Consider the following 18,760-nt stretch of genomic DNA (forward strand, 5'->3'; position numbering starts at 1 on the left):
TCACTCCCCCTCCGTGGGCTTCGGCGGATTGTACTGCGCGTTCGGCTTGTATCCGGTGCCCTTGGTGTTGTCCTCGACGGCGCGCTGCCAGGCGCCGTCCTTGATCATGGATTCGATGGCGGCGTTGATCTTCTTCGCGAAGGCCTTGTCGCCTTTCTTGATGCCCACGCCGTAGTATTCCTGCGTGAACGGCTTGCCCACGACCTTGAGCTTGCCGCGGGAGGCGGATGCGAGGCCGGCGAGGATGATGTCGTCGGTGGTCACGGCGTCGACGATGCCGGAGAACAGCGCGGTGGCGCATTCGGCGTAGCCGGGCTGCTCCATGAGCTGCACCTCGTTGGCGAACTTCTCCTTGACGGTGGTGGCGGAGGTGGAGCCGGTCACCGAGCACAGACGCTTGCCGTTGAGGTCCTCGGGGCCCTTGATGCTGGTGTCGTCGCGTCGGACGAGCAGGTCCTGGCCGGCCACGAAGTACGGGCCGGCGAACGACACGGCGTTCTTGCGTGCGTCGGTGATGGAGTACGTGGCGAGGATCATGTCGACGTCGCCGTTCTGCAGCATGGCCTCACGCTGCTTGGACGGCGCCTCCTTCCAGACGATCTCGTCCTCGGAGTACCCCAGCTGCTTGGCCACGTACTTGGCCACGTCCACGTCGAAACCGACGTAGGTGCCGGACTTCTTGAAGCCGAGGCCCGGCTGGTCGAATTTGATGCCGATGCGGATCTTGCCCGCCTCGTCGCCCGAGCCGCATGCGGCGACCGAGCATATGCACGCCACGACGCAGACCGCGGCGAGCAGTCTCTTCCACAGCCGTGCGAAGGCTGTCTTCACTCTGTTCATAGATAATCTTCCGTTTCCTCTGTTCTTCTTGATTCGTCTTGTCCTGACAGGATGCCGTCGTGCGGCGGAATCAGTGCGTGAGGATCTTGGAGAGGAAGTCCTTGGCGCGTTCGCTCTTCGGATGGTCGAAGAACTCGTCGGGCGAGGCCTCCTCGAGGATCTGCCCGTCGGCCATGAACACGATGCGGTCGGCGGCTCGGCGCGCGAAGCCCATCTCGTGGGTTACGCAGATCATGGTCATGCCCTCGTGGGCCAGTTCGATCATGACGTCGAGCACCTCGTTGACCATCTCGGGGTCGAGCGCGGAGGTCGGCTCGTCGAAGAGCATGACCTTGGGGTGCATGGCGAGGGCGCGGGCGATGGCGACGCGCTGCTGCTGGCCGCCGGAGAGCTGGGCCGGCATCTTGGACGCCTGGGAGTCGACGCCGACGCGGGCGAGCAGCTCCATGGCCTGGTCCTCGGCCTCCTTCTTCGCCATGTGGCGCACGCGGATCGGGGCCAGGGCCACGTTCTCGAGAATGGTCTTGTTGGCGAACAGGTTGAACGACTGGAACACCATGCCGACCTCGGCGCGCAGGCGGGCGAGCTCCTTGCCCTCCTGGGGCAGGGGCTTGCCGTCGATGCGGATGTCGCCGGAGTCGATGGTCTCCAGGCGGTTGATGGTGCGGCACATCGTGGACTTGCCGGATCCGGAGGGGCCGACGACGACCAGCACCTCGCCCCTGGCGACCTTGAGGTTGATGTCCTTCAGAACGTGCAGATCGCCGAAATGCTTCTCCACGTGGGTGAGTTCCACAAGCGGACGTGAGCTGTCCGTACGGTAAATTTTCTCTTCTGACATAGGTGCAGTATAGCCCATGCCTTGGTTTCAAACGTTTTACGCGCTCTCTTCGTGGAATCGGGACCGTGCCGGGACGGCTCCGTCCGATGCCCCCGACGTGATTTTGGCTGGGTGCCCATCTAGCGGACAAACCCACCAAATTAACGCGGACGCCGTTATCATGATGCCCGTCCGCGCAAAAGCGCATGACCACGAGAGAACAGAAGGACATCCATGAACGCAGCAACCCGCAAGTTCCGCTCCGTCGTGGCGGCCACCGCCGCCGTGCTGATCGCCGCCACCACTCTGGCCGGCTGCGGCGGCTCGTCCGCGTCCTCGAAGGACGCCGACGCCGCCGTGTCGATCGGCGTGGAGCCCTGGCTGGGATACGCCCCCTGGTACATCGCCGAGAAGAACGGCTACTTCAAGGACCAGAACGTCAGCGCCACGATCACGAACTTCGACACCGACTCCGACATGAACGCCGCCATCGCCGCGGGCAAGATCCAGGCGGGCAACGTCGGCACGCAGAGCGCGCTGCAGATGCTGGAGAACAAGGTGGACGTCTCCGTGGTGATGGTGCTCGACGCCTCCGAGACCGCCGACGCCATCATCTCCGACGGCAGCATGGCAAGCGTGGCCGACCTCAAGGGCAAGTCCGTCGCCTACGAGGAGGGCAGCACCTCCGACGTGCTGCTCAACTACGCCCTCGAGGAGCAGGGACTGGGCGTGGACGACATCAAGAAGGTGCCGATGAGCGCCAGCTCCGCCGGCACCGCGGTGATCGCCGGCAAGGTCCCCGCCGCGGTGACCTATGAGCCGTACATCACCGAGGCGAGGCAGAAGGACCCGAACATCAAGGTGGTGTACACGCCGAGCGCCAAGGAGGGCCTGATCTCCGACGTGCTGGTGGTGCGCAACGACTTCATCAAGAACCACCCCGATCAGCTGACCAGCCTGCTCAAGGCCTGGGACCAGTCCATCGCCTTCTATGACAAGAACACCGACGAGGGCCAGGAGATCATCGCGACCGCGATCGGCTCGAAGAAGGAGGACCTCAAGACCGCGTTCGCGGGCGTGAGGTACTTCACCGCCAAGGACAACGCCGGCAAGCTCACCGGCGACTTCAAGTCCACGTTCGAGGCGGTGAACAAGGCCTCCATCAAGGCCAAGATCGTCAACGGCACGCTGAACCCGGACGACTATGTGAACGCCGAGTTCGCGCAGAAGGCGGCCAGGTGATGGCGGCCCCGGAAAAACGCAGGCGCGCGAGGCGACTTCGCACGCCGCTGACCCGCGGCCAGCGCATCGCCGCGCCCGTGGTCACCTTCGCGGTGCTGCTGGCGCTGTGGGCCGCGGTGACCGAGACCGGCGCAGTGGACCCGCTGTTCCTCCCCTCCCCCTCCGCGGTGGCGCACGCCCTGGCCGACCAGGCCGCCCAGGGCGTGCTGCTGGCCGACGTCGGCACCAGCGTGTACCGCATCACCGTCGGCTACCTCATCGCCGTGGTGATGGCGGTTCCGCTGGGCGTGATGATGGGCGTGAACGAATGGGTGCTCAGCGCCGTGGAACCGCTGATGGACTTCATCCGGTACATGCCCGTGGTGGCGTTCGTGCCGCTGACGATCATCTGGGCCGGCACCGACGACCTGCAGAAGTTCCTCATCATATGGATGGGCACGTTCTTCCAGCTGGTGCTGCTGGTGTGCGACGCGGTGATGCAGGTGCCGCAGAACCTCATCGACTTCGGCGAGACGCTGGGCATGCGGAAGCACGACATCATCATGCGCATCGTGTTCCCCGCGTCGCTGCCGCGCATCTGGGATGCGCTCCGCGTGAGCCTCGGCTGGGCGTGGACATGGCTCGTGGTGGCCGAGCTGGTGGCCGCCACGTCGGGTCTGGGATACCGGATCACCGTGTCGCAGCGGTATTTCGCCACGGACGTGATCATCGGATACGTGGTGGTGCTTGGAATCCTCGGCCTGTTCTTCGATCAGGTGATGCGGGCCATCGGCAAGCGCGCATTCAGGCGCTGGGAGGGAAGATGATGAACGAGAACACCGCACGAGACGCAACGATGCCGGCAGCGCCGCGCATCAGCGTGCAGGACGTGTCGATGTCATTCGGCGATCTGAACGTGCTGGAGCACATCGACCTGGATTTCCATGAGAACGAGTTCGTGGCCGTCGTGGGCGCCTCGGGCTGTGGCAAGAGCACGCTGCTGTCGATCATCGGCGGCCTTCTGGAGCCCACGGCCGGTGCGGTGTCCGCAAGCGGGAGGCCGGTGGACGGACCGGGGCGCGACCGCGGCATCGTGTTCCAGCAGCCGGCACTGCTGCCGTGGCTGAGCTGTCTGGGCAATGTGGAGTTCGCACTGCGCGGGGAGAAGGGCCTGTCGAAGGCCGAGCGTCTGGAGATCGCGCGGCGTCATCTGGCCGATGTGAAGCTCGCCGGATTCGAGAACGCGTATCCGAACGAACTGTCGGGCGGCATGAAGCAGCGTCTCGCCCTGGCGAGGTCGCTGTCGTATCGTCCGCAGGTATTGCTGATGGATGAGCCGTTCGGCGCATTGGACGCGCTGACGCGCCAGGAGATGCAGATTCTGCTCACCCAGGTGTGGGAGGCCAACCGCATGACCGTGATGATGGTGACCCACGACATCGAGGAGGCCGTGTTCACCGCGGACCGTGTGGTGGTGCTCACGCCTCGTCCGGGCCGCATCCGCGAGGACATCGCCATCGACCTGCCTCGTCCGCGCACGCAGGAGATGATCGCCACCGACCGGTTCCAATCCCATGTGCAGCGCATATGGGACCTCATCCACGAACGGTAGACGGATCGGGCCGCGTGAAAACGCCGGCCGTCCGTCGTCATGAAGCCGATTGGCCACGATGGCCCCCGCCTCGGAAAGCATTCGAGGCGGGGGCCATCGTATTACGTGTTACATGGCCGCATCGTGCGGCACGGCGATGTCAGGAACGTGGTTTGCCGAGTCCGTCGACGAGTTCGGCGCCGGGGATGTCGGCGAAGATCGAGCCGTCGACGACGAGCTTGGACGGTCTGATGCCGGAACCGAGGTAGAGACGCGGAATGCCGATGATGCGACGATCGATGAGCAGCGGCCATCCGGAGGGAAGCCCTATCGGCGACATGCCGCCGGATTCCATGCCCGTGGCCTCGACGGCCGCGGCGATGGGCGCGAAGGACACCTTGCTGACGCCGAGCGTGCGCTTGACGAGTCCGTTGAGGTCGGCGCGGGTGTCGGCGGTGACGAATGCGGCCGCGAACTGCGGCGGGGCCTTGCGGGTCTTGTGTGTGTGCACGACCACGACGTTGCCGGTGTTCTCGAAGGGGATGCCGTATTTCGGGCACCACAGGTCGGTGTCGGATTCCTCGTCGGTGTTCTCGGTGACGCCGAGAATCCTCTCCTCCGGCACGCCGGCCGCAACCAGTGCGTTCAATGCGTCGAACACCGGTTTCGCCAGCAGCCGTCCGTCGTGCCAGTCCAGTACCTCCAACGTCATGAGTCTCCCCCGTTTCCGACGCCAGGCGGCGTCTACGGCGAGGATAACGAAAGCGCCACCGGCACATGCCGGTGGCGCTATTCGCTTTGCCTATGAACCGTTATCGATTACGACCTAGTTGTTCCATCGAGTGCTCGTCTGATTCATTTGAGAACGGCCGCTCGATGAAGACTGATTGATGCGTGCGGTAGCAAGGAATGCGGACGAAGGCGTACACCAGTACGTCGAAGTCCGCAATGACGCCGCTAACGCTCCATCAATCAGTCTTCATCAGTCCTCGTCTTCCTCCGGGTCGTAATCGACGCCGGTCTCCGCGCGCTGCTCGTCCGAAATCGGGGCGGGGGCGCCGGTGAGCGGGTCGCGGCCGCCGCCGGCCTTCGGGAAGGCGATGACGTCGCGGATGGAGTCGGCGCCGGCGAGGATCGACACGGTGCGGTCCCAGCCGAGGGCGATGCCGGCGTGCGGCGGGGCGCCGTACTTGAAGGCCTCGAGCAGGAAGCCGAACTTCTCGTCGGCCTCCTCCTTGGTGATGCCGAGCACGTCGAGCACACGGTTCTGGATGTCGTCGCGGTGGATACGCACGGAGCCGCCGCCCATCTCCTCGCCGTTGCAGACGATGTCGTAGGAGTCGGACATGGCATGCTCCGGGTCCTTGTCGAACTTGTCGATCCAGTCGGCGCTCGGCATGGTGAAGGGGTGGTGCATGGAGGTCCACTTGGAGTGGCCGACGGCGACGTCGTCGTCATCGGGATCGTCGGTGGGCTTGAACAGCGGGAAGTCCACGACCCAGGTGAAGGCGAACTTCTTCGGGTCGAGCAGGCCCTGGCGGCGTGCGATCTCGACGCGCACGGCACCGAGCAGCAGCTGCGAGGACTCGCGGGAGCCGGCGGCGAAGAACACGGCGTCGCCGGGCTCGGCGCCGACGGCCTCGCGCAGGCCTTCACGCTCGGCGTCGGAGAGGTTCTTGGCGACGGGGCCCTTGAGGGTGCCGTCGGCGGTGAACTGCACGTAGGCGAGGCCCTTGGCGCCGCGCTGGCGGGCCCAGTCCTGCCATGCGTCGAACTTGCGGCGCGGCAGGTCGGCGGCGCCCTTGTAGACGACGGCGCCGACGTATGCGGCCTGGAACACGCGGAACGGGGTGTCCTTGAAGTATTCGGTCAGTTCGACGATCTGGTTGCCGAAGCGCAGGTCGGGCTTGTCGGAGCCGTACTTGTCCATGGCGTCCTGCCAGCTGATGCGCGGCAGCGGCAGCTGGACCTCGTAGCCGGCGGACTTCCAGATGGCGGCGATGACCTTCTCCGCCATGGCCATGACGTCCTCCTGGTCGACGTAGGCCATCTCCATGTCGAGCTGGGTGAACTCGGGCTGGCGGTCGGCGCGGAAGTCCTCGTCGCGGTAGCAGCGGGCGAGCTGGTAGTAGCGCTCGACGCCGGAGACCATGAGCAGCTGCTTCAGGAGCTGCGGGGACTGCGGCAGCGCGTACCAGGAGCCGGGCACGAGGCGGGCGGGCACGAGGAAGTCGCGGGCGCCTTCCGGCGTGGACTTGATGAAGGTCGGGGTCTCGACCTCGGTGAAGTCCATGTCCTCGAGGGCGTGGCGGGCGGCCTTGGCCATGTCGGAGCGCAGCTTGAGGTTGTGCTGCATGGAGGGGCGGCGCAGGTCGAGGTAGCGGTACTTGAGTCGCACGTCCTCGCCGGGCAGCTTGTTCTCGGACTCGTTCTCGAGCGCGGTGGACACCTGGAAGGGCAGGGCGTCGGACTTGGCGAGGATCTCGATGTTCTCGGCGACGACCTCGATCTTGCCGGTGGCGAGATGGTCGTTCTCGTTGCCTTCCGGACGCAGGCGGACCTCGCCTACGACCTGGATGACGAACTCGCTCCTCAGGGGGCGGGCCACCTCCTCGTCGTAGATGACGACCTGCACCAGGCCGGTGCTGTCGCGCAGATCGATGAACGCGACGCCGCCGTGGTCGCGGCGACGGTCCACCCAACCGGCGAGGGTGACCTTCTGGCCGACGAGGGCCTCGGTCACCTCGGTGGCGTGCTGTGTTCTGTAAGCCGTCTGGCTCATTGTGCCTCTATTCCTTTTATGGGTTGAAATCTCACGTATTATATCGAATCGTCGCTGTGGGACGGTAACGGGTTGTGAGCCGTCACTTCTCCCTGTATTCGACGGTCTGCAGGGCGACCTGCTCGTCCGGCGTCCACGTCGCGGCGTCGGCCTTGGCCTGGTCGCCGGAGACGATGTTCTTCACCTCGTCGTGGGCGCCGTCCTGACCGGGGAACCACACGTAGGGGATGCCCAGCTTGTCGGCGTACTTGATCTGCTTGCCGAGCTTGGCCGCGGTGGGGGCCACGTCGGTGGCGATACCGCGGGAGCGCAGTGCCTCGGCGATGCGGTTGGCCTGGCTGCGTTCGTCCTCGTTCCACACGGCCACGAGCACGGCGGCCGGCGACTGGCGGCTTGCCTTGGCCCCTGCGGTGTGCAGCATGTAGGAGACGAGTCGGGACAGGCCGATGGACAGGCCGACGCCGGGGTACTTCTTCTTGCCCTGGGTGGCGAGGTTGTCGTAGCGGCCGCCCGAGCAGATGGAGCCGAGAGATGCGGCGCCGTCGAGGAAGGTCTCGTAGACGGAGCCGGTGTAGTAGTCGAGTCCGCGGGCGATCTTGAGGTCGGCCACGACGGCGCCCGGACGGATACGGGCGGCCTCGTCGACGATCATCGCGAGCGTGGCGAGTCCCTCGTTCGCCAGCTGGTAGGCGTCGGAAGACTCCTCGATGCCGTGCCTGGCGCACAGTTCGCGGAAGCGCTCCCCCAGTTCCTCGCCGGTGGCCGCGCTCAGGCCGGCGAGCTCAAGACACGCCGATGCCTGCGCCTCATTGGCGCCGCATTCGGAGACGAGCAGCTTGCTCACCTCGTCGGCGCCGATCTTGTCGAGCTTGTCGATCTCACGCAGGACGCCTTCGATGTCGGTGAGGCCGAGGCCGCGGTAGAAGCCTTCGGAAAGCTTGCGGTTGTTGGCGTGGACGGTCGCCTTGGGCAGGCCGAACTCGCGCAGGGCCTCGAGCGCCGAGACCATGACGAGCGGCAGCTCGACCTCATAGTGGGACGGCAGGTCGCCGTTGCCCACCACGTCGATGTCGGCCTGGATGAACTCGCGGAAGCGGCCCTCCTGCGGGCGCTCGCCGCGCCAGACCTTCTGGATCTGCCACCGCTTGAACGGGAACACGACGTCGCCCGAATGCTCGACGACATAGCGGCTCAGCGGAACCGTCAGATCGAAGTGAAGACCGAGCCGGTCCTCGACGGGCGTGTCGTTCTCCTGACCGACCTCCTGCAGACGGGACAGCAGGTAGATCTCCTTGCTGGTCTCGCCCTTCTTCAGAAGGCTTGAGCCCTGTTCCACAGCCCTCGTCTCGATGCCGAGGAATCCATTGAGTTCGAAAATCCTGCGGAGCGTGTCGATAGCGCGCTGCTCGACGACCCGTTCTTCGGGGAGCCACTCCGGGAAACCTGATAATGATGCACCTTTTGCCACGAGTCCATATAATAGGTCTAGTTGTGGAAAAACCGTGGCTTTCATGGTTCTTCCCATCTCTCTCACGCATTAACACAAGGAGCTGGCCATGTCGGACGAGACTGCAACCACACCCGAGAACGTATCCGCAGCGGCGGCGAAGCCCGCCGCACACCCCAAGGCGGCGCCGAAACCGCATGCGCCGTCGCCGGCGGCATTCGCCAAGAAGGCCCCCAAGGTCGCGGTGGTGAAGAGCACGTATTCCGACGAGGACATCGCCAAGGCCGAGGCGTTCGGGCGCGTCGCCGACGACGGCACCGTGTTCGTCAAGGACGGTGATTCCGAGCGCGAGGTCGGCCAGTTCGCCGACGCCGACAAGACGGCCGCGCTGAAGCTGTACGCCACCCGCTTCCTTGACCTCAAGGCCAAGCTCGATTTCCTGGCCACGCGCCTGAACGCCTCGAACATCAAGGCCCATGAGATCGACGAATCCCTCAAGCTGCTCGAGCAGGAGGTCGACAACCCGCCGGTGGTCGGCGACATCGCCTCGCTGAAGACCCAGCTGGAGGAGCTCAAGGCCGCCGGCAAGGCCAAGAAGGACGAGCTGGCTGCCGCGCGCAAGGCCGCCGTCGCGAAGGCCGTGGAGGAGCGCACCGCGATCGTGGAGAAGGCCGAGGCTCTGGCCGCCTCGCTGGGCGACAAGACGAACTGGCGTTCCACCGCCGACAAGTTCCGTGCCCTGTTCGACGAATGGCAGGCCCATCAGCGCAACAGCGTGCGCATCGACAAGCCGCAGGCCGACGCGCTGTGGAAGCGGTTCTCCACCGCCCGCACCACGTTCAACCAGTCGCGCCGCAAGTGGGCCCAGAACCGCGACGCCGAGCGCGCCCAGGCCAAGAAGGCCAAGGAGGCCATCATCCAGGAGGCCGAGGCCATCAAGGACTCCACCGAATGGGGCGAGACCTCCCGCAAGTTCAACGACCTGATGGATCGCTGGAAGAAGGCCGGCCGCGCCGGACGCAACGACGATGACGCCCTGTGGGCCAAGTTCCGCGAGGCCGCCGACACGTTCTTCAACGCCCGTCAGGCCGACCGCGACCAGATCAGCTCCAGCGAGAAGGAGAATCTCGCCAAGAAGGAGGAGCTGCTCAAGAAGGCCGAGGCCCTGCTGCCCGTCAAGGACGTGAAGGCCGCCAAGGAGGCGCGTCAGGCGCTGAGCAAGATCCAGGACGAGTGGGATGAGATCGGCTACGTGCCGCGTGGCGACGTGCACCGCATCGAAAGCCGTCTGGACGACGTGGAGAAGCAGATCAAGGCCGTCGAGGACGCCGAGTGGACGCAGTCCGACCCGGAGACCGACGCCCGCAAGTCCAGCTTCGAGGAGCAGCTCACCGCCCAGCTCGCCGAGCTCGACAAGAAGATCGCCGCCGCGACCGATCCGAAGAAGAAGGCCGCGCTCGAGGCCGAGAAGGCCACCAAGGAGCAGTGGCTCAACGCGGTGAAGTAGTCTTCACCGAAAGCTCCGCCAGGGCAGGCGCGCATATTGGCGCGCCTGCCCTTTTTTTTTGATGTCACCGTGGCGCATAAAACGCCAAAGGAAACGATTGTGGATGGAAAGGGGTCCGGACGGAATGAACCGTCCGGACCCCTTTCCATTCAACGGAATCTCGAAATTTTTGCTTTGTCGCGCGAAAAACAAAAAACCTTTGCTGCCGTCACATGTGACGCAGCTTGGGCTCGGCGCTGTCCTTGGCACCGGTGATGCGGTAGCAGTCGAATACGCCGTCTATCTTGCGCACGGCCGCCAGCAGCGTGTTGAGATGCTGCGGGTCGGCCATTTCGAAGACGAACTGGCTCGTGGCCACGCGGTCGTCGCCGGTCGCGATGGAACCGGAGATGATGTTCACTCCATGGTCGGACAGCATGCGGGTGACGTCCGACAGCAGATGCGGGCGGTCAAGCGCCTCCACCTGGATCTTCACGAGGAAGGTGCCGTTGGCGCTGGTCCACGAGACGTCGACGATGCGGTCGGGCTGGTGCTTCTTCAGATCGAGCAGGTTCTGGCAGTCGGCGCGATGCACCGACACGCCCTGCGTGCGGGTGATGAAGCCGATGATGGTGTCGCCCGGAACCGGCATGCAGCATTTGGCGAGTTTGACCCAGATGTTGTCCACGCCCTTGACCGACACGCCCGGGGCGGCGTCCACGTTGCGTACGCGCTGCAACGGAAGCGCCTCCTGCTCCACCTCGTCGTCGACCTCGGCGGGACCGACGTCCTTGACCAGTCGGGAGATGACGTTCTGCGTGGAGACCTGCCCTTCGCCGATGGCGGCGAAGACGGCGTTCGGATCGGGGTAGTTCAGCTCCTCGGCCACGCCGATCAGCGCCTCGGGTGTCAGCAGCGTGGAGATGGGCATGTTGCGCTTGCGCATGGCGCGCGTCAGCTCCTCGCGGCCCTCTTCGATGGCTTCGCTGCGGCGCTCCTTGCTGAACCACTGACGAATCTTGTTACGGGCCTTGGGGCTTTTCACGAAGCTCAGCCAGTCGCGCGATGGACCGGCGGTGTCGGACTTCGAGGTGAGGATTTCGACCGTGTCGCCGTTGTCGAGCTTGGTGTCGAGCGGCACCAGACGCCCGTTCACGCGCGCGCCCATGGTGCGGTGGCCGACCTCGGTGTGCACGGCATAGGCGAAGTCGACCGGCGTGGCCTCGGCGGGCAGCGAGACGATCTTGCCCTTCGGGGTGAACACATACACCTCGGCCGAGCCGAGGTCCTGCTTGAGCGAACCGAGGAACTCGTCGGAATCCGGCGTCTCGCTCGTCCAGTCCGCGAGCTGCTGAATCCACTTGAGATTGTCGGCCTCGGAAAGCTCGCGGTACTCCTCGCCGTTCTCGCGTTTGAGGTCGGCCTTGTCGGGGGAAGACAGCGCACGGCCGGCCTGACCGTTCTCCTTGTACTTCCAGTGGGCGGCGATGCCGAATTCGGCACGTCGGTGCATGTCCCAGGTGCGAATCTGGATTTCGACGGGCTTGCCGCCGGGCCCCACGACCGTGGTATGCAGTGACTGGTACATGTTGAGCTTCGGCATGGCGATGTAGTCCTTGAACCGTCCGGGGACGGGGTTCCATCGTGCGTGCACGGCGCCGAGGGCGGCATAGCAGTCACGTATCGAGTCGACGATGATGCGCACACCGACCAGATCGTAGATGTTCTCGAAATCGTGACCTCGCACGATCATCTTCTGGTAGATGCTGAAGTAGTCCTTGGGGCGTCCGGTCACATAGGCCTTGACGTTCTGCTTCTTCAGGTCGGCGTTGACCTCTTCGAGAATCTGCTTGAGATACACTTCGCGCTGGCCGGCGCGACGGGCCACCAGCACCACGATCTCGTTGTAGATCTTCGGATAAAGCACCTTGAAGCTCAGTTCCTCGAGTTCGGTCTTGATGGCGTTCATGCCCAGTCGGTTGGCGAGCGGCGCATAGACGTCAAGGGTCTCGCGGGCCTTGCGCTGGGCGCTGGAGGTCTTCACGTAACGCCAGGTGCGGGCGTTGTGCACACGGTCGGCGAGCTTGACGACCAGTACGCGTACGTCGCGGCTCATGGCCACGACCATCTTGCGGATGGTCTCCGCCTGTGCGGAGTCGCCGTAGTCCATCTTCGAGAGCTTGGTGACGCCGTCGACGAGACCGGTGACCGTGTCGCCGAACTCCTTGCGGCATTCGTCGAGCGTGTAGTCGGTGTCCTCCACGGTGTCGTGCAGAAGTCCCGCGGCCACCACCAGCGGCCCCATGCCGAGATCGGCCAGGATCTGCGCAACGGCCAGGGGGTGGATGATGTAGGGTTCGCCCGACTTGCGCCGCTGAGGCGCATGCTGCACCACCGCGCGGTCATACGCGCGCTGCAGGATGGAAAGGTCCTCGCCGGGATGATGCATCTCACACATCTGCCAGATGGGCAGCAGGGGGTTCAGCGGATCGTCGCTGATCTCACACCCCAATTCGTGCGCGGAGACGTCCTTTGGCTTGTCGACGGCATGCTCAGCCATGTTTCGCTCCTCTCCCTACACGCCAATGGTGCTGACTATTGTAACCGTTCGGTTCACGATTTCACGCCGGTGGAGCCAAAACCACGCTCGGCGCGGTCCGATCCGGGCAGCTTCTCCGCCGGAATGAACCTGGCCTCCACGTAACGCTGGATCACCAGCTGTGCGATGCGGTCCCCGGCCTTGAACGTCACCGTGTGCTCCGGATCGAGGTTGATGAGCGGCACCTTGATTTCGCCGCGATACCCCGCATCGATGGTTCCCGGCGCGTTCAGCACGGTCACGCCCTGCTTGACGGCGAGCCCGGAGCGCGGATGCACGAGCCCCACGTACCCGCTGGGCAGCGCTATGGCGATTCCGGTGGGCACCAGCGCCCGCTGGAACGGGGCGAGCTCGACGTCCACGGTGGTGGTCAGATCGGCGCCGGCGTCCCCGGCATGCGCGTAATGCAGTGCGGCCGGTCCGCCGTCAAGCGATCGGACCAGCACCTCGATGTTCTCCGGCCCGTCGTACGATTCGTCGAATGCCATGTCAGTCAGCGCACTCCTCGCACACCGGCTCGCCATCGGCGGTGGTGTAGGCGAGCTGGCTGCGGTGCTTGACGAGGAAGCACTCGGAGCAGACGAACTCGTCGCCCTGCATGGGAATGACGGTGACCGAGGAATCCTCATTGCTCAGATCGGCGCCCGGCAGCTCGTAGTCCTCGGCGATGGCGTTCTCGTCGTCGTCGATGTCGCTCGCCTGGCTCTGACGCGAGCTCTTGCCCAATGCCTCGATGGACTCCTCGTCTTCGTCCTTGCTGCGCGGGGAATCATAATCCTGTGCCATGAGTGAACTCCTTTCCCATAGAACTTGTGTCGTGTTCTGCGCCATAGGATACACGATTTCAAATACCCGCAAAATACGACACGTGGGGCACAATAGAAGTAATCAGCAAACTTTTCTGGAAGTCGGGTGCTTTTATGTCGAACGAAACGCTCAAAGTGGCGCATTTCGAACGTGTCAGCGAAAACGGCGACCTGGTGTTCTCCGTGGACGGCAACACATTCGCGGTGCGTGTCGACGACCGGCTGGAGCAGGGAATACTCGCCAGCAAGCAGATCAGACAGGAGCGGGAGGGCTCCCCCGACCCGCAGGCCAGCGCCACCATACCGATCTCCACCATCCAGTCCATGATCCGCGCCGGCTACCCCCCGGAGGATGTGGCGCGCAACTATTCGGTGGGCGAGGCGCTGGTGCGCCGGTTCGCGCAGCCGGTGGAGACGGAGAAGAAGTACGCCATCAGCCAGTTCTTCTCGGCTCCGGTGCCGGGCATCGCGAAGAACCGCAGCGTCTCCGACATGATCGCGTCATCGCTGCGGGGCGCGCACGTCTCCATGGACTCCGTGCAATGGCAGGCCACCCGCAACGGCAGGGAGCCGTGGCGCATCCACGCCTCGTTCGAGACGGCCGGCCGGCCCATCAAGGCCGAATGGTCGTGGGACATGCGCGACAATTCCGTCACGCCCATGAACCCCACGGCGCGCAAGCTCCTGAAATCCGCGGAGTTCGAGGCGGCGGCGAGCCACGACCTGTTCGACGACGGGTTCGGGCCGATTCCCGTTTCCGCCGGTTCCGCCACTGATGGCGATGGCGTCCGCATCGTGGACACTTCGGCGGTTCCCCCCGCCGCGAAGACCGCTCCGGTCCCCCTGCCGTCCGAGGAACAGACCGCCGCGCATGACCGCAGGACCACCGCTTCCGCGAATGCCGCGAACAGGTCCGATTCCACGCCCAACGACGCGCAGGCCACCGGCTCCTGGCTGTACGGCGACGCCGGCTCCGCGCACCAGTCGGAGTCGGACGGCCACGACTCGCCCAAGACGACGGCCTCCGGAGACGCGTCTCTGCCGCCGCTGGTACCTGCCTCGCAGGAGGGCGACGCCGACGACGCGCGGCAGAAGCGCAAGGGACGCCGTTCGGCCGTGCCCAGCTGGGATGAGATCCTGTTCGGCGAATAGCCGAAAACAGGTACCGCCACGAAGCAGCCCCGGCCGTGCGGACTTACGACGACGAAGTCGGTGCGGCCGGGTCAGGCCATGTCCACGAGGAAGGGGATGTCCATCTCGAGGCCGGTCTGCGAGCCGTGGACCGACGGAAGCCTCGTCGCCTTGTCGGCCTGTATGCGGGAGTCGACCACGGTCACATGCTGCGCGGCGCTGACGAGCACGTCGCCGATCATCGGCAGCACCCTGTCGTCGACGCGTCCGTAGACGCCGTCGGCGACGGCTTGCGAGCGCGTGCGGACCAGTGCGAGGTCTCCGAGCCGTTCTCGCCATCGGTCGGCGACGTCGTCGGGGTTCTCTCCTTCCTCGACATAGAGCATGACGGCGCGGGGTTCGCCTCCGACGGCTGCGACGCCGCGGGAGAGCTGTGGTTCGGTCGCGATATCGATGCGTTGTTCCGGCGATGAGCTCACCATGCCGTGGTCGGCGGTGATGACGATGAGGGTGCCTTTGGGGGCGTTTCTGCGCAGTGCGTTGAGTTGGGCGTCGATGCGTTCGAATGCGCCTATCCATTTGTCGGAGTTCCAGCCGTAGTTGTGGCCGGTCTTGTCGGCGTCGCGGATGTACAGGTAGGTGAGTCCGGGTGTGCGGGCGGCGTTGCAGGCGGCCATCACGCGGTCTTTGGGCAGTACGTTCGATATGTAGTCCGCGCCGCGGAACGCCGCCATGGTCAGTGGCGAGGAGGCGAATTTCGGCAGACCGGACGAGGTCACGCGTACGTGTTGCGCGGCGAGGCGTTCGAATATGGTGGGCTGGGTCTGCAGACGTTCGGGTTCGACGGCGTCCTTGAATTGGATGAGCTGGCAGATCTGCCCGGTTTCGGTGTTCATCTGCGTGTAGCCGGTCATGGCGGTCAGGCCGGGGCATGTGCCGGTGCCGAATGTGCTCATGGCGGCCACGGTCGTGCTGGGGTAGCAGGTGGATATGGGCCTTTCGCCGACGGAGTCGCCCATCAGGGAGCGCAGGTAGGGGGCGTGGCCGCGTCGCATGGCGATGTTCCAGTAGCCGAGTCCGTCAACGAGCACGACGATGGCGCTGGCGGCGTCGGGCAGTCCCAGCCGTTCGCGCAGCGCGTGGGGGTCGGGGTGCATCGGCGTGGGGGTCGGATGCCCGATGGCGTCGCTGATCGCGGGGAGCACGGCGCCGAGGTGGCGTGCCCCTCCCCTGCCGTCGGCTTCGACGTCGTAGTGCACCGTCGGTCGTAGACGTAACAGGTCGCTGGTATCGGGCACTTCCACACTCATACGTTCCATTGAACCACTTGCACAGGTCAACACGACGTAATATAGATAGTCGATTCACCCATGTAAGGAGTTCACGCGTTGGCCACCAAGCACAGAACCAAGCCTTCCTTCGACCCGCGTTCGGTCAAGGAGAACATCGTCGATACGCCGTTGAACGAGGAGATGAGCAAATCGTTCCTCGAGTATGCGTATTCGGTGATCTATGCGCGTGCGCTGCCCGATGCCCGTGACGGTCTCAAGCCGGTGCAGCGGCGCATCATCTATCAGATGGGTGCGATGAACCTGACGCCCGACCGCGCGTATATGAAGTCGGCGCGCGTGGTGGGCGAGGTCATGGGAAAGCTGCATCCGCATGGCGACTCGGCCATCTATGAGGCCATGGTGCGTCTGGCCCAGCCGTTCGCCATGCGGCTTCCCCTGGTCGATGGCCATGGCAATTTCGGTTCCCTTGACGATGGTCCGGCCGCTTCCCGATACACCGAGGCGCGTCTGGCGCCGGCCGCGCTCGGCATGAACGCGGACATCGACGAGGAGACCGTGGGGTTCCGTCCGAACTACGACAATAAGCTTGAGGAGCCGGAGGTGCTGCCGTCGGCCATTCCGAATCTGCTGGTCAATGGCTCGTCCGGCATCGCGGTGGGCATGGCGACGAACATGATCACGCATAATCTCGGCGAGGTCGTGGCCGCGGCGAAGCATCTGATGCGTCATCCCGAGGCGTCGGTCGACGATCTGATGAGGTTCGTCCCGGGCCCGGACCTGCCGGGGGGCGGCGTGATCATCGGCCGTGACGGCATCCGCGACGCGTATGGGTCGGGGCGTGGCTCGTTCGTCACGCGTGCGGTGACGCATATCGAGAACATCACGGCGCGCAAGAAGGGCATCGTGGTGACGCAGCTGCCGTTCATGGTCGGTCCGGAGAAGGTGCTCGAACGCATTTCCGAGGGCGTGAAGAACAAGAAGATCGACGGGGTCACCGGAGCCATCGACCTGACGGACCGTCATAACGGCACGCGCATCGTGATCGAGGTGAAGACGGGCTTCAATCCCGAGGCCGTGCTGGCGCAGCTGTTCCGCCATACGCCGCTGCAGGATTCGTTCACCATCAACAACGTGGCGCTGGTCGACGGCCGTCCGCATACGATGGGCCTTCGCGAGCTGCTGTCGGTGTGGATCGACCATCGACGGTCGGTGATCCGTCGCCGCAGCGAGTTCCGCCGCCGCAAGGCGCAGGAGCGTCTGCATCTGGTCGAGGGTCTTCTGCTGGCGATGCTCGATATCGACGAGGTCATCCAGGTGATCCGCAGCTCCGAGGACGCCGACACCGCGAGGGGACGCCTCATGGCAGTGTTCGACCTCGACGAGGTCCAGGCGCAGTATATCCTCGATCTTCGTCTTCGCAGGCTGACGAAGATGAGCCGCATCGAGCTTGAGGCGGAACGCGATGACCTGCGCCGGCGTATCGATGAGCTGACGGAGATCCTCGGCTCCGACGAGAGACTCGACCGTGTGGTGGTCGATGAGATGGACGCCGCCGTGGAGAAGTGGGGCGATGCCCGCCGCACCGTGCTGCTCGACCGGGACGAGGATGGCGGCCTGCACGCGGTGAAAAGCGAGGCGCCGTCGACGTCCTCCGGCGATGGCACGGCCGCCGACGCCATCATCGCGAGCGCGCAGGGCATGGCCCACGCGTCGAACGCCGTGCAGCAGACCGCGAAGACGGCGGCGAACCCGGCGTCTGTGCCGCTGACGATCGCGGACGAACCATGCACGGTGCTGCTGAGCGCCACCGGACTAATCGCCCGTATGCCGCAGGGCGCGATGGACGCATATGCGGCACGCACCGTCGCCACGCCGCGTGCGCGGCACGATCAGATCGTCTCCATATTCTCGACGACGACCAGGTCGGATTATGGTCTGGTCACGTCGGCCGGACGGTTCGTGCTGGCGCATGTGAGCGATCTGCCGTCGCTTCCGGCCGCGGAGACGCTGAGTGCGGAGGGCGGCGTCCGCGCGGACGAGCTGCTGACGATGACGGAAAGCACCGAGCCCGTCGATGGCGAGCATGTCATTGCGGCGGTGTCGCTGGATGATTCCACGCCGCTGGCCATCGGCACTCGGAACGGCGTGGTCAAGCGCTGGAACCGGGAGTCGCCCACGACCATGGATTCCTGGTCGGTCATCGACCTCAAGGAGGGCGATGTGGCGCTGCATGCGGCTCCGGCCGGCGACGACGACCGTATCGTGTTCGTGTCGTCGGACTCCTCCCTGCTGACGTTCGCGGCCGGCAACGTGCGCGCCCAGGGCCGCAATTCCGCCGGCATGGCGGGGATTCGTCTTGCCGAGGGCCGTCTTGTGGCGGCGTTCGCGACGGTGCCGGCCGGCAAGGTGGCGTGGACGTATGAGGAGGGCGCCGATGGCCTGACCTCGCAGTCCGGTGCGGTGGTGTTGACCGTGGCCGGTGATTCGGAGGCGTTGGAGGGCACGGAGAACGGTGCCGCCAAGGTGACGCCGCTGGAAATGTATCCCACGAAGGGCCGTGGCACGGGCGGTGTGCGTTCGCAGCGGTTCCTCAAGGGGCAGGACACGCTGATCCTCGCCCATGTGGGGCCGTGGCCCCTGTTCGCCGCCACGGATTCGGGGGTTCCGGTGGAGCTGCCGAACGTCGATATGCGTCGTGACGGATCGGGTGTGGAGCTGACCGCCCCTATCGCCTTCGTCGCCTAG

Annotated in this window: 15 protein-coding genes; 6 read left to right on the plus strand and 9 right to left on the minus strand. The window is 65.1% G+C overall.

Annotated features, from left to right (window positions below; genetic code table 11):
- Both GFD18_RS08270 and GFD18_RS08275 read right to left on the minus strand, forming a co-directional pair.
- Complete coding sequence (locus GFD18_RS08270) at positions 1–840, minus strand: glutamate ABC transporter substrate-binding protein (protein ID WP_163199408.1); 840 nt, start codon at positions 838–840, stop codon at positions 1–3.
- 70 nt (positions 841–910) lie between these two features.
- Positions 911–1,681, minus strand: coding sequence for an amino acid ABC transporter ATP-binding protein (locus GFD18_RS08275; RefSeq protein ID WP_163199407.1), 771 nt, complete (start codon positions 1,679–1,681; stop codon positions 911–913).
- Between the two features lie 213 nt (positions 1,682–1,894).
- Here GFD18_RS08275 and GFD18_RS08280 point away from each other — a divergent pair, with 213 nt between their 5' ends.
- From GFD18_RS08280 to GFD18_RS08290, 3 genes are read left to right on the plus strand one after another with little or no spacing between them, the layout of a single operon-like run.
- Positions 1,895–2,902: an ABC transporter substrate-binding protein gene (locus tag GFD18_RS08280; protein WP_163199405.1), complete on the plus strand. Its 1,008-nt coding sequence runs from the start codon at positions 1,895–1,897 to the stop codon at positions 2,900–2,902.
- Positions 2,902–3,708 carry an ABC transporter permease gene (locus GFD18_RS08285; RefSeq protein ID WP_163199403.1) on the plus strand — a complete coding sequence of 269 codons (807 nt, stop codon included), beginning with the start codon at positions 2,902–2,904 and terminating at the stop codon, positions 3,706–3,708. The genes GFD18_RS08280 and GFD18_RS08285 overlap by 1 nt, the downstream gene beginning before the upstream one ends.
- Positions 3,705–4,493: an ABC transporter ATP-binding protein gene (locus GFD18_RS08290; RefSeq protein ID WP_225432998.1), complete on the plus strand. Its 789-nt coding sequence runs from the start codon at positions 3,705–3,707 to the stop codon at positions 4,491–4,493. Before GFD18_RS08285 ends, GFD18_RS08290 begins: the two co-directional genes overlap by 4 nt.
- A gap of 139 nt (positions 4,494–4,632) precedes the next feature.
- Here GFD18_RS08290 and GFD18_RS08295 read toward each other — a convergent pair whose 3' ends face one another.
- From GFD18_RS08295 to hisS, 3 genes are all read right to left on the minus strand, one after another.
- On the minus strand, positions 4,633–5,184 hold the full coding sequence (locus GFD18_RS08295; RefSeq protein WP_191997365.1) for a YbaK/EbsC family protein: 552 nt from the start codon (positions 5,182–5,184) through the stop codon (positions 4,633–4,635).
- A gap of 270 nt (positions 5,185–5,454) precedes the next feature.
- On the minus strand, positions 5,455–7,254 hold the full coding sequence (gene aspS / locus GFD18_RS08300; RefSeq protein WP_163199401.1) for an aspartate--tRNA ligase: 1,800 nt from the start codon (positions 7,252–7,254) through the stop codon (positions 5,455–5,457).
- Positions 7,255–7,336: 82 nt separating this feature from the next.
- Complete coding sequence (hisS, locus tag GFD18_RS08305; RefSeq protein WP_163199399.1) at positions 7,337–8,722, minus strand: histidine--tRNA ligase; 1,386 nt, start codon at positions 8,720–8,722, stop codon at positions 7,337–7,339.
- Between the two features lie 88 nt (positions 8,723–8,810).
- Between hisS and GFD18_RS08310 the strand changes: the two genes are divergently transcribed.
- Positions 8,811–10,208, plus strand: coding sequence for a DUF349 domain-containing protein (locus GFD18_RS08310; RefSeq protein WP_163199397.1), 1,398 nt, complete (start codon positions 8,811–8,813; stop codon positions 10,206–10,208).
- Between the two features lie 208 nt (positions 10,209–10,416).
- Here the strand turns inward: GFD18_RS08310 and GFD18_RS08315 are convergent, their stop codons facing one another.
- Genes GFD18_RS08315 through GFD18_RS08325 form a run of 3 tightly spaced genes read right to left on the minus strand, consistent with a single transcriptional unit; the run spans position 10,417 to position 13,572 of the window.
- Positions 10,417–12,747: a RelA/SpoT family protein gene (locus tag GFD18_RS08315; RefSeq protein ID WP_163199395.1), complete on the minus strand. Its 2,331-nt coding sequence runs from the start codon at positions 12,745–12,747 to the stop codon at positions 10,417–10,419.
- Between the two features lie 53 nt (positions 12,748–12,800).
- Positions 12,801–13,274 carry a dUTP diphosphatase gene (gene dut / locus GFD18_RS08320; RefSeq protein ID WP_163199393.1) on the minus strand — a complete coding sequence of 158 codons (474 nt, stop codon included), beginning with the start codon at positions 13,272–13,274 and terminating at the stop codon, positions 12,801–12,803.
- A gap of 1 nt (position 13,275) precedes the next feature.
- Positions 13,276–13,572, minus strand: a complete 297-nt coding sequence (locus tag GFD18_RS08325) for a DUF4193 domain-containing protein (RefSeq protein WP_100511352.1) — start codon at positions 13,570–13,572, stop codon at positions 13,276–13,278.
- Between the two features lie 134 nt (positions 13,573–13,706).
- On the opposite strand from GFD18_RS08325, the gene sepH reads away from it, so the two are divergent.
- A complete protein-coding gene (gene sepH, locus GFD18_RS08330; RefSeq protein ID WP_163199391.1) occupies positions 13,707–14,744 on the plus strand; it encodes a septation protein SepH in 1,038 nt (345 codons plus the stop codon).
- A 71-nt stretch (positions 14,745–14,815) separates the two neighbouring features.
- Here the strand turns inward: sepH and GFD18_RS08335 are convergent, their stop codons facing one another.
- Positions 14,816–16,033: an alkaline phosphatase family protein gene (locus GFD18_RS08335; protein WP_163199389.1), complete on the minus strand. Its 1,218-nt coding sequence runs from the start codon at positions 16,031–16,033 to the stop codon at positions 14,816–14,818.
- Between the two features lie 78 nt (positions 16,034–16,111).
- Here GFD18_RS08335 and GFD18_RS08340 point away from each other — a divergent pair, with 78 nt between their 5' ends.
- Entirely contained in the window at positions 16,112–18,760 is a 2,649-nt protein-coding gene (locus GFD18_RS08340) for a DNA gyrase/topoisomerase IV subunit A (protein WP_225432999.1), read from the plus strand.

It is taken from the genome of Bifidobacterium saimiriisciurei (assembly GCF_010667655.1).
Classification (GTDB): domain Bacteria; phylum Actinomycetota; class Actinomycetes; order Actinomycetales; family Bifidobacteriaceae; genus Galliscardovia; species Galliscardovia saimiriisciurei.

What these genes read in the sequence shown, in the direction of transcription:
- GFD18_RS08270 (WP_163199408.1), bottom strand. Translation starts at nt 840, where the DNA reads ATGAACAGAGTGAAGACAGCCTTCGCACGGCTGTGGAAGAGACTGCTC.
- GFD18_RS08275 (WP_163199407.1), bottom strand. Translation starts at nt 1,681, where the DNA reads ATGTCAGAAGAGAAAATTTACCGTACGGACAGCTCACGTCCGCTTGTG.
- GFD18_RS08280 (WP_163199405.1), top strand. Translation starts at nt 1,895, where the DNA reads ATGAACGCAGCAACCCGCAAGTTCCGCTCCGTCGTGGCGGCCACCGCC.
- GFD18_RS08285 (WP_163199403.1), top strand. Translation starts at nt 2,902, where the DNA reads ATGGCGGCCCCGGAAAAACGCAGGCGCGCGAGGCGACTTCGCACGCCG.
- GFD18_RS08290 (WP_225432998.1), top strand. Translation starts at nt 3,705, where the DNA reads ATGATGAACGAGAACACCGCACGAGACGCAACGATGCCGGCAGCGCCG.
- GFD18_RS08295 (WP_191997365.1), bottom strand. Translation starts at nt 5,184, where the DNA reads ATGACGTTGGAGGTACTGGACTGGCACGACGGACGGCTGCTGGCGAAA.
- aspS (WP_163199401.1), bottom strand. Translation starts at nt 7,254, where the DNA reads ATGAGCCAGACGGCTTACAGAACACAGCACGCCACCGAGGTGACCGAG.
- GFD18_RS08310 (WP_163199397.1), top strand. Translation starts at nt 8,811, where the DNA reads ATGTCGGACGAGACTGCAACCACACCCGAGAACGTATCCGCAGCGGCG.
- GFD18_RS08315 (WP_163199395.1), bottom strand. Translation starts at nt 12,747, where the DNA reads ATGGCTGAGCATGCCGTCGACAAGCCAAAGGACGTCTCCGCGCACGAA.
- dut (WP_163199393.1), bottom strand. Translation starts at nt 13,274, where the DNA reads ATGGCATTCGACGAATCGTACGACGGGCCGGAGAACATCGAGGTGCTG.
- GFD18_RS08325 (WP_100511352.1), bottom strand. Translation starts at nt 13,572, where the DNA reads ATGGCACAGGATTATGATTCCCCGCGCAGCAAGGACGAAGACGAGGAG.
- sepH (WP_163199391.1), top strand. Translation starts at nt 13,707, where the DNA reads ATGTCGAACGAAACGCTCAAAGTGGCGCATTTCGAACGTGTCAGCGAA.
- GFD18_RS08335 (WP_163199389.1), bottom strand. Translation starts at nt 16,033, where the DNA reads ATGAGTGTGGAAGTGCCCGATACCAGCGACCTGTTACGTCTACGACCG.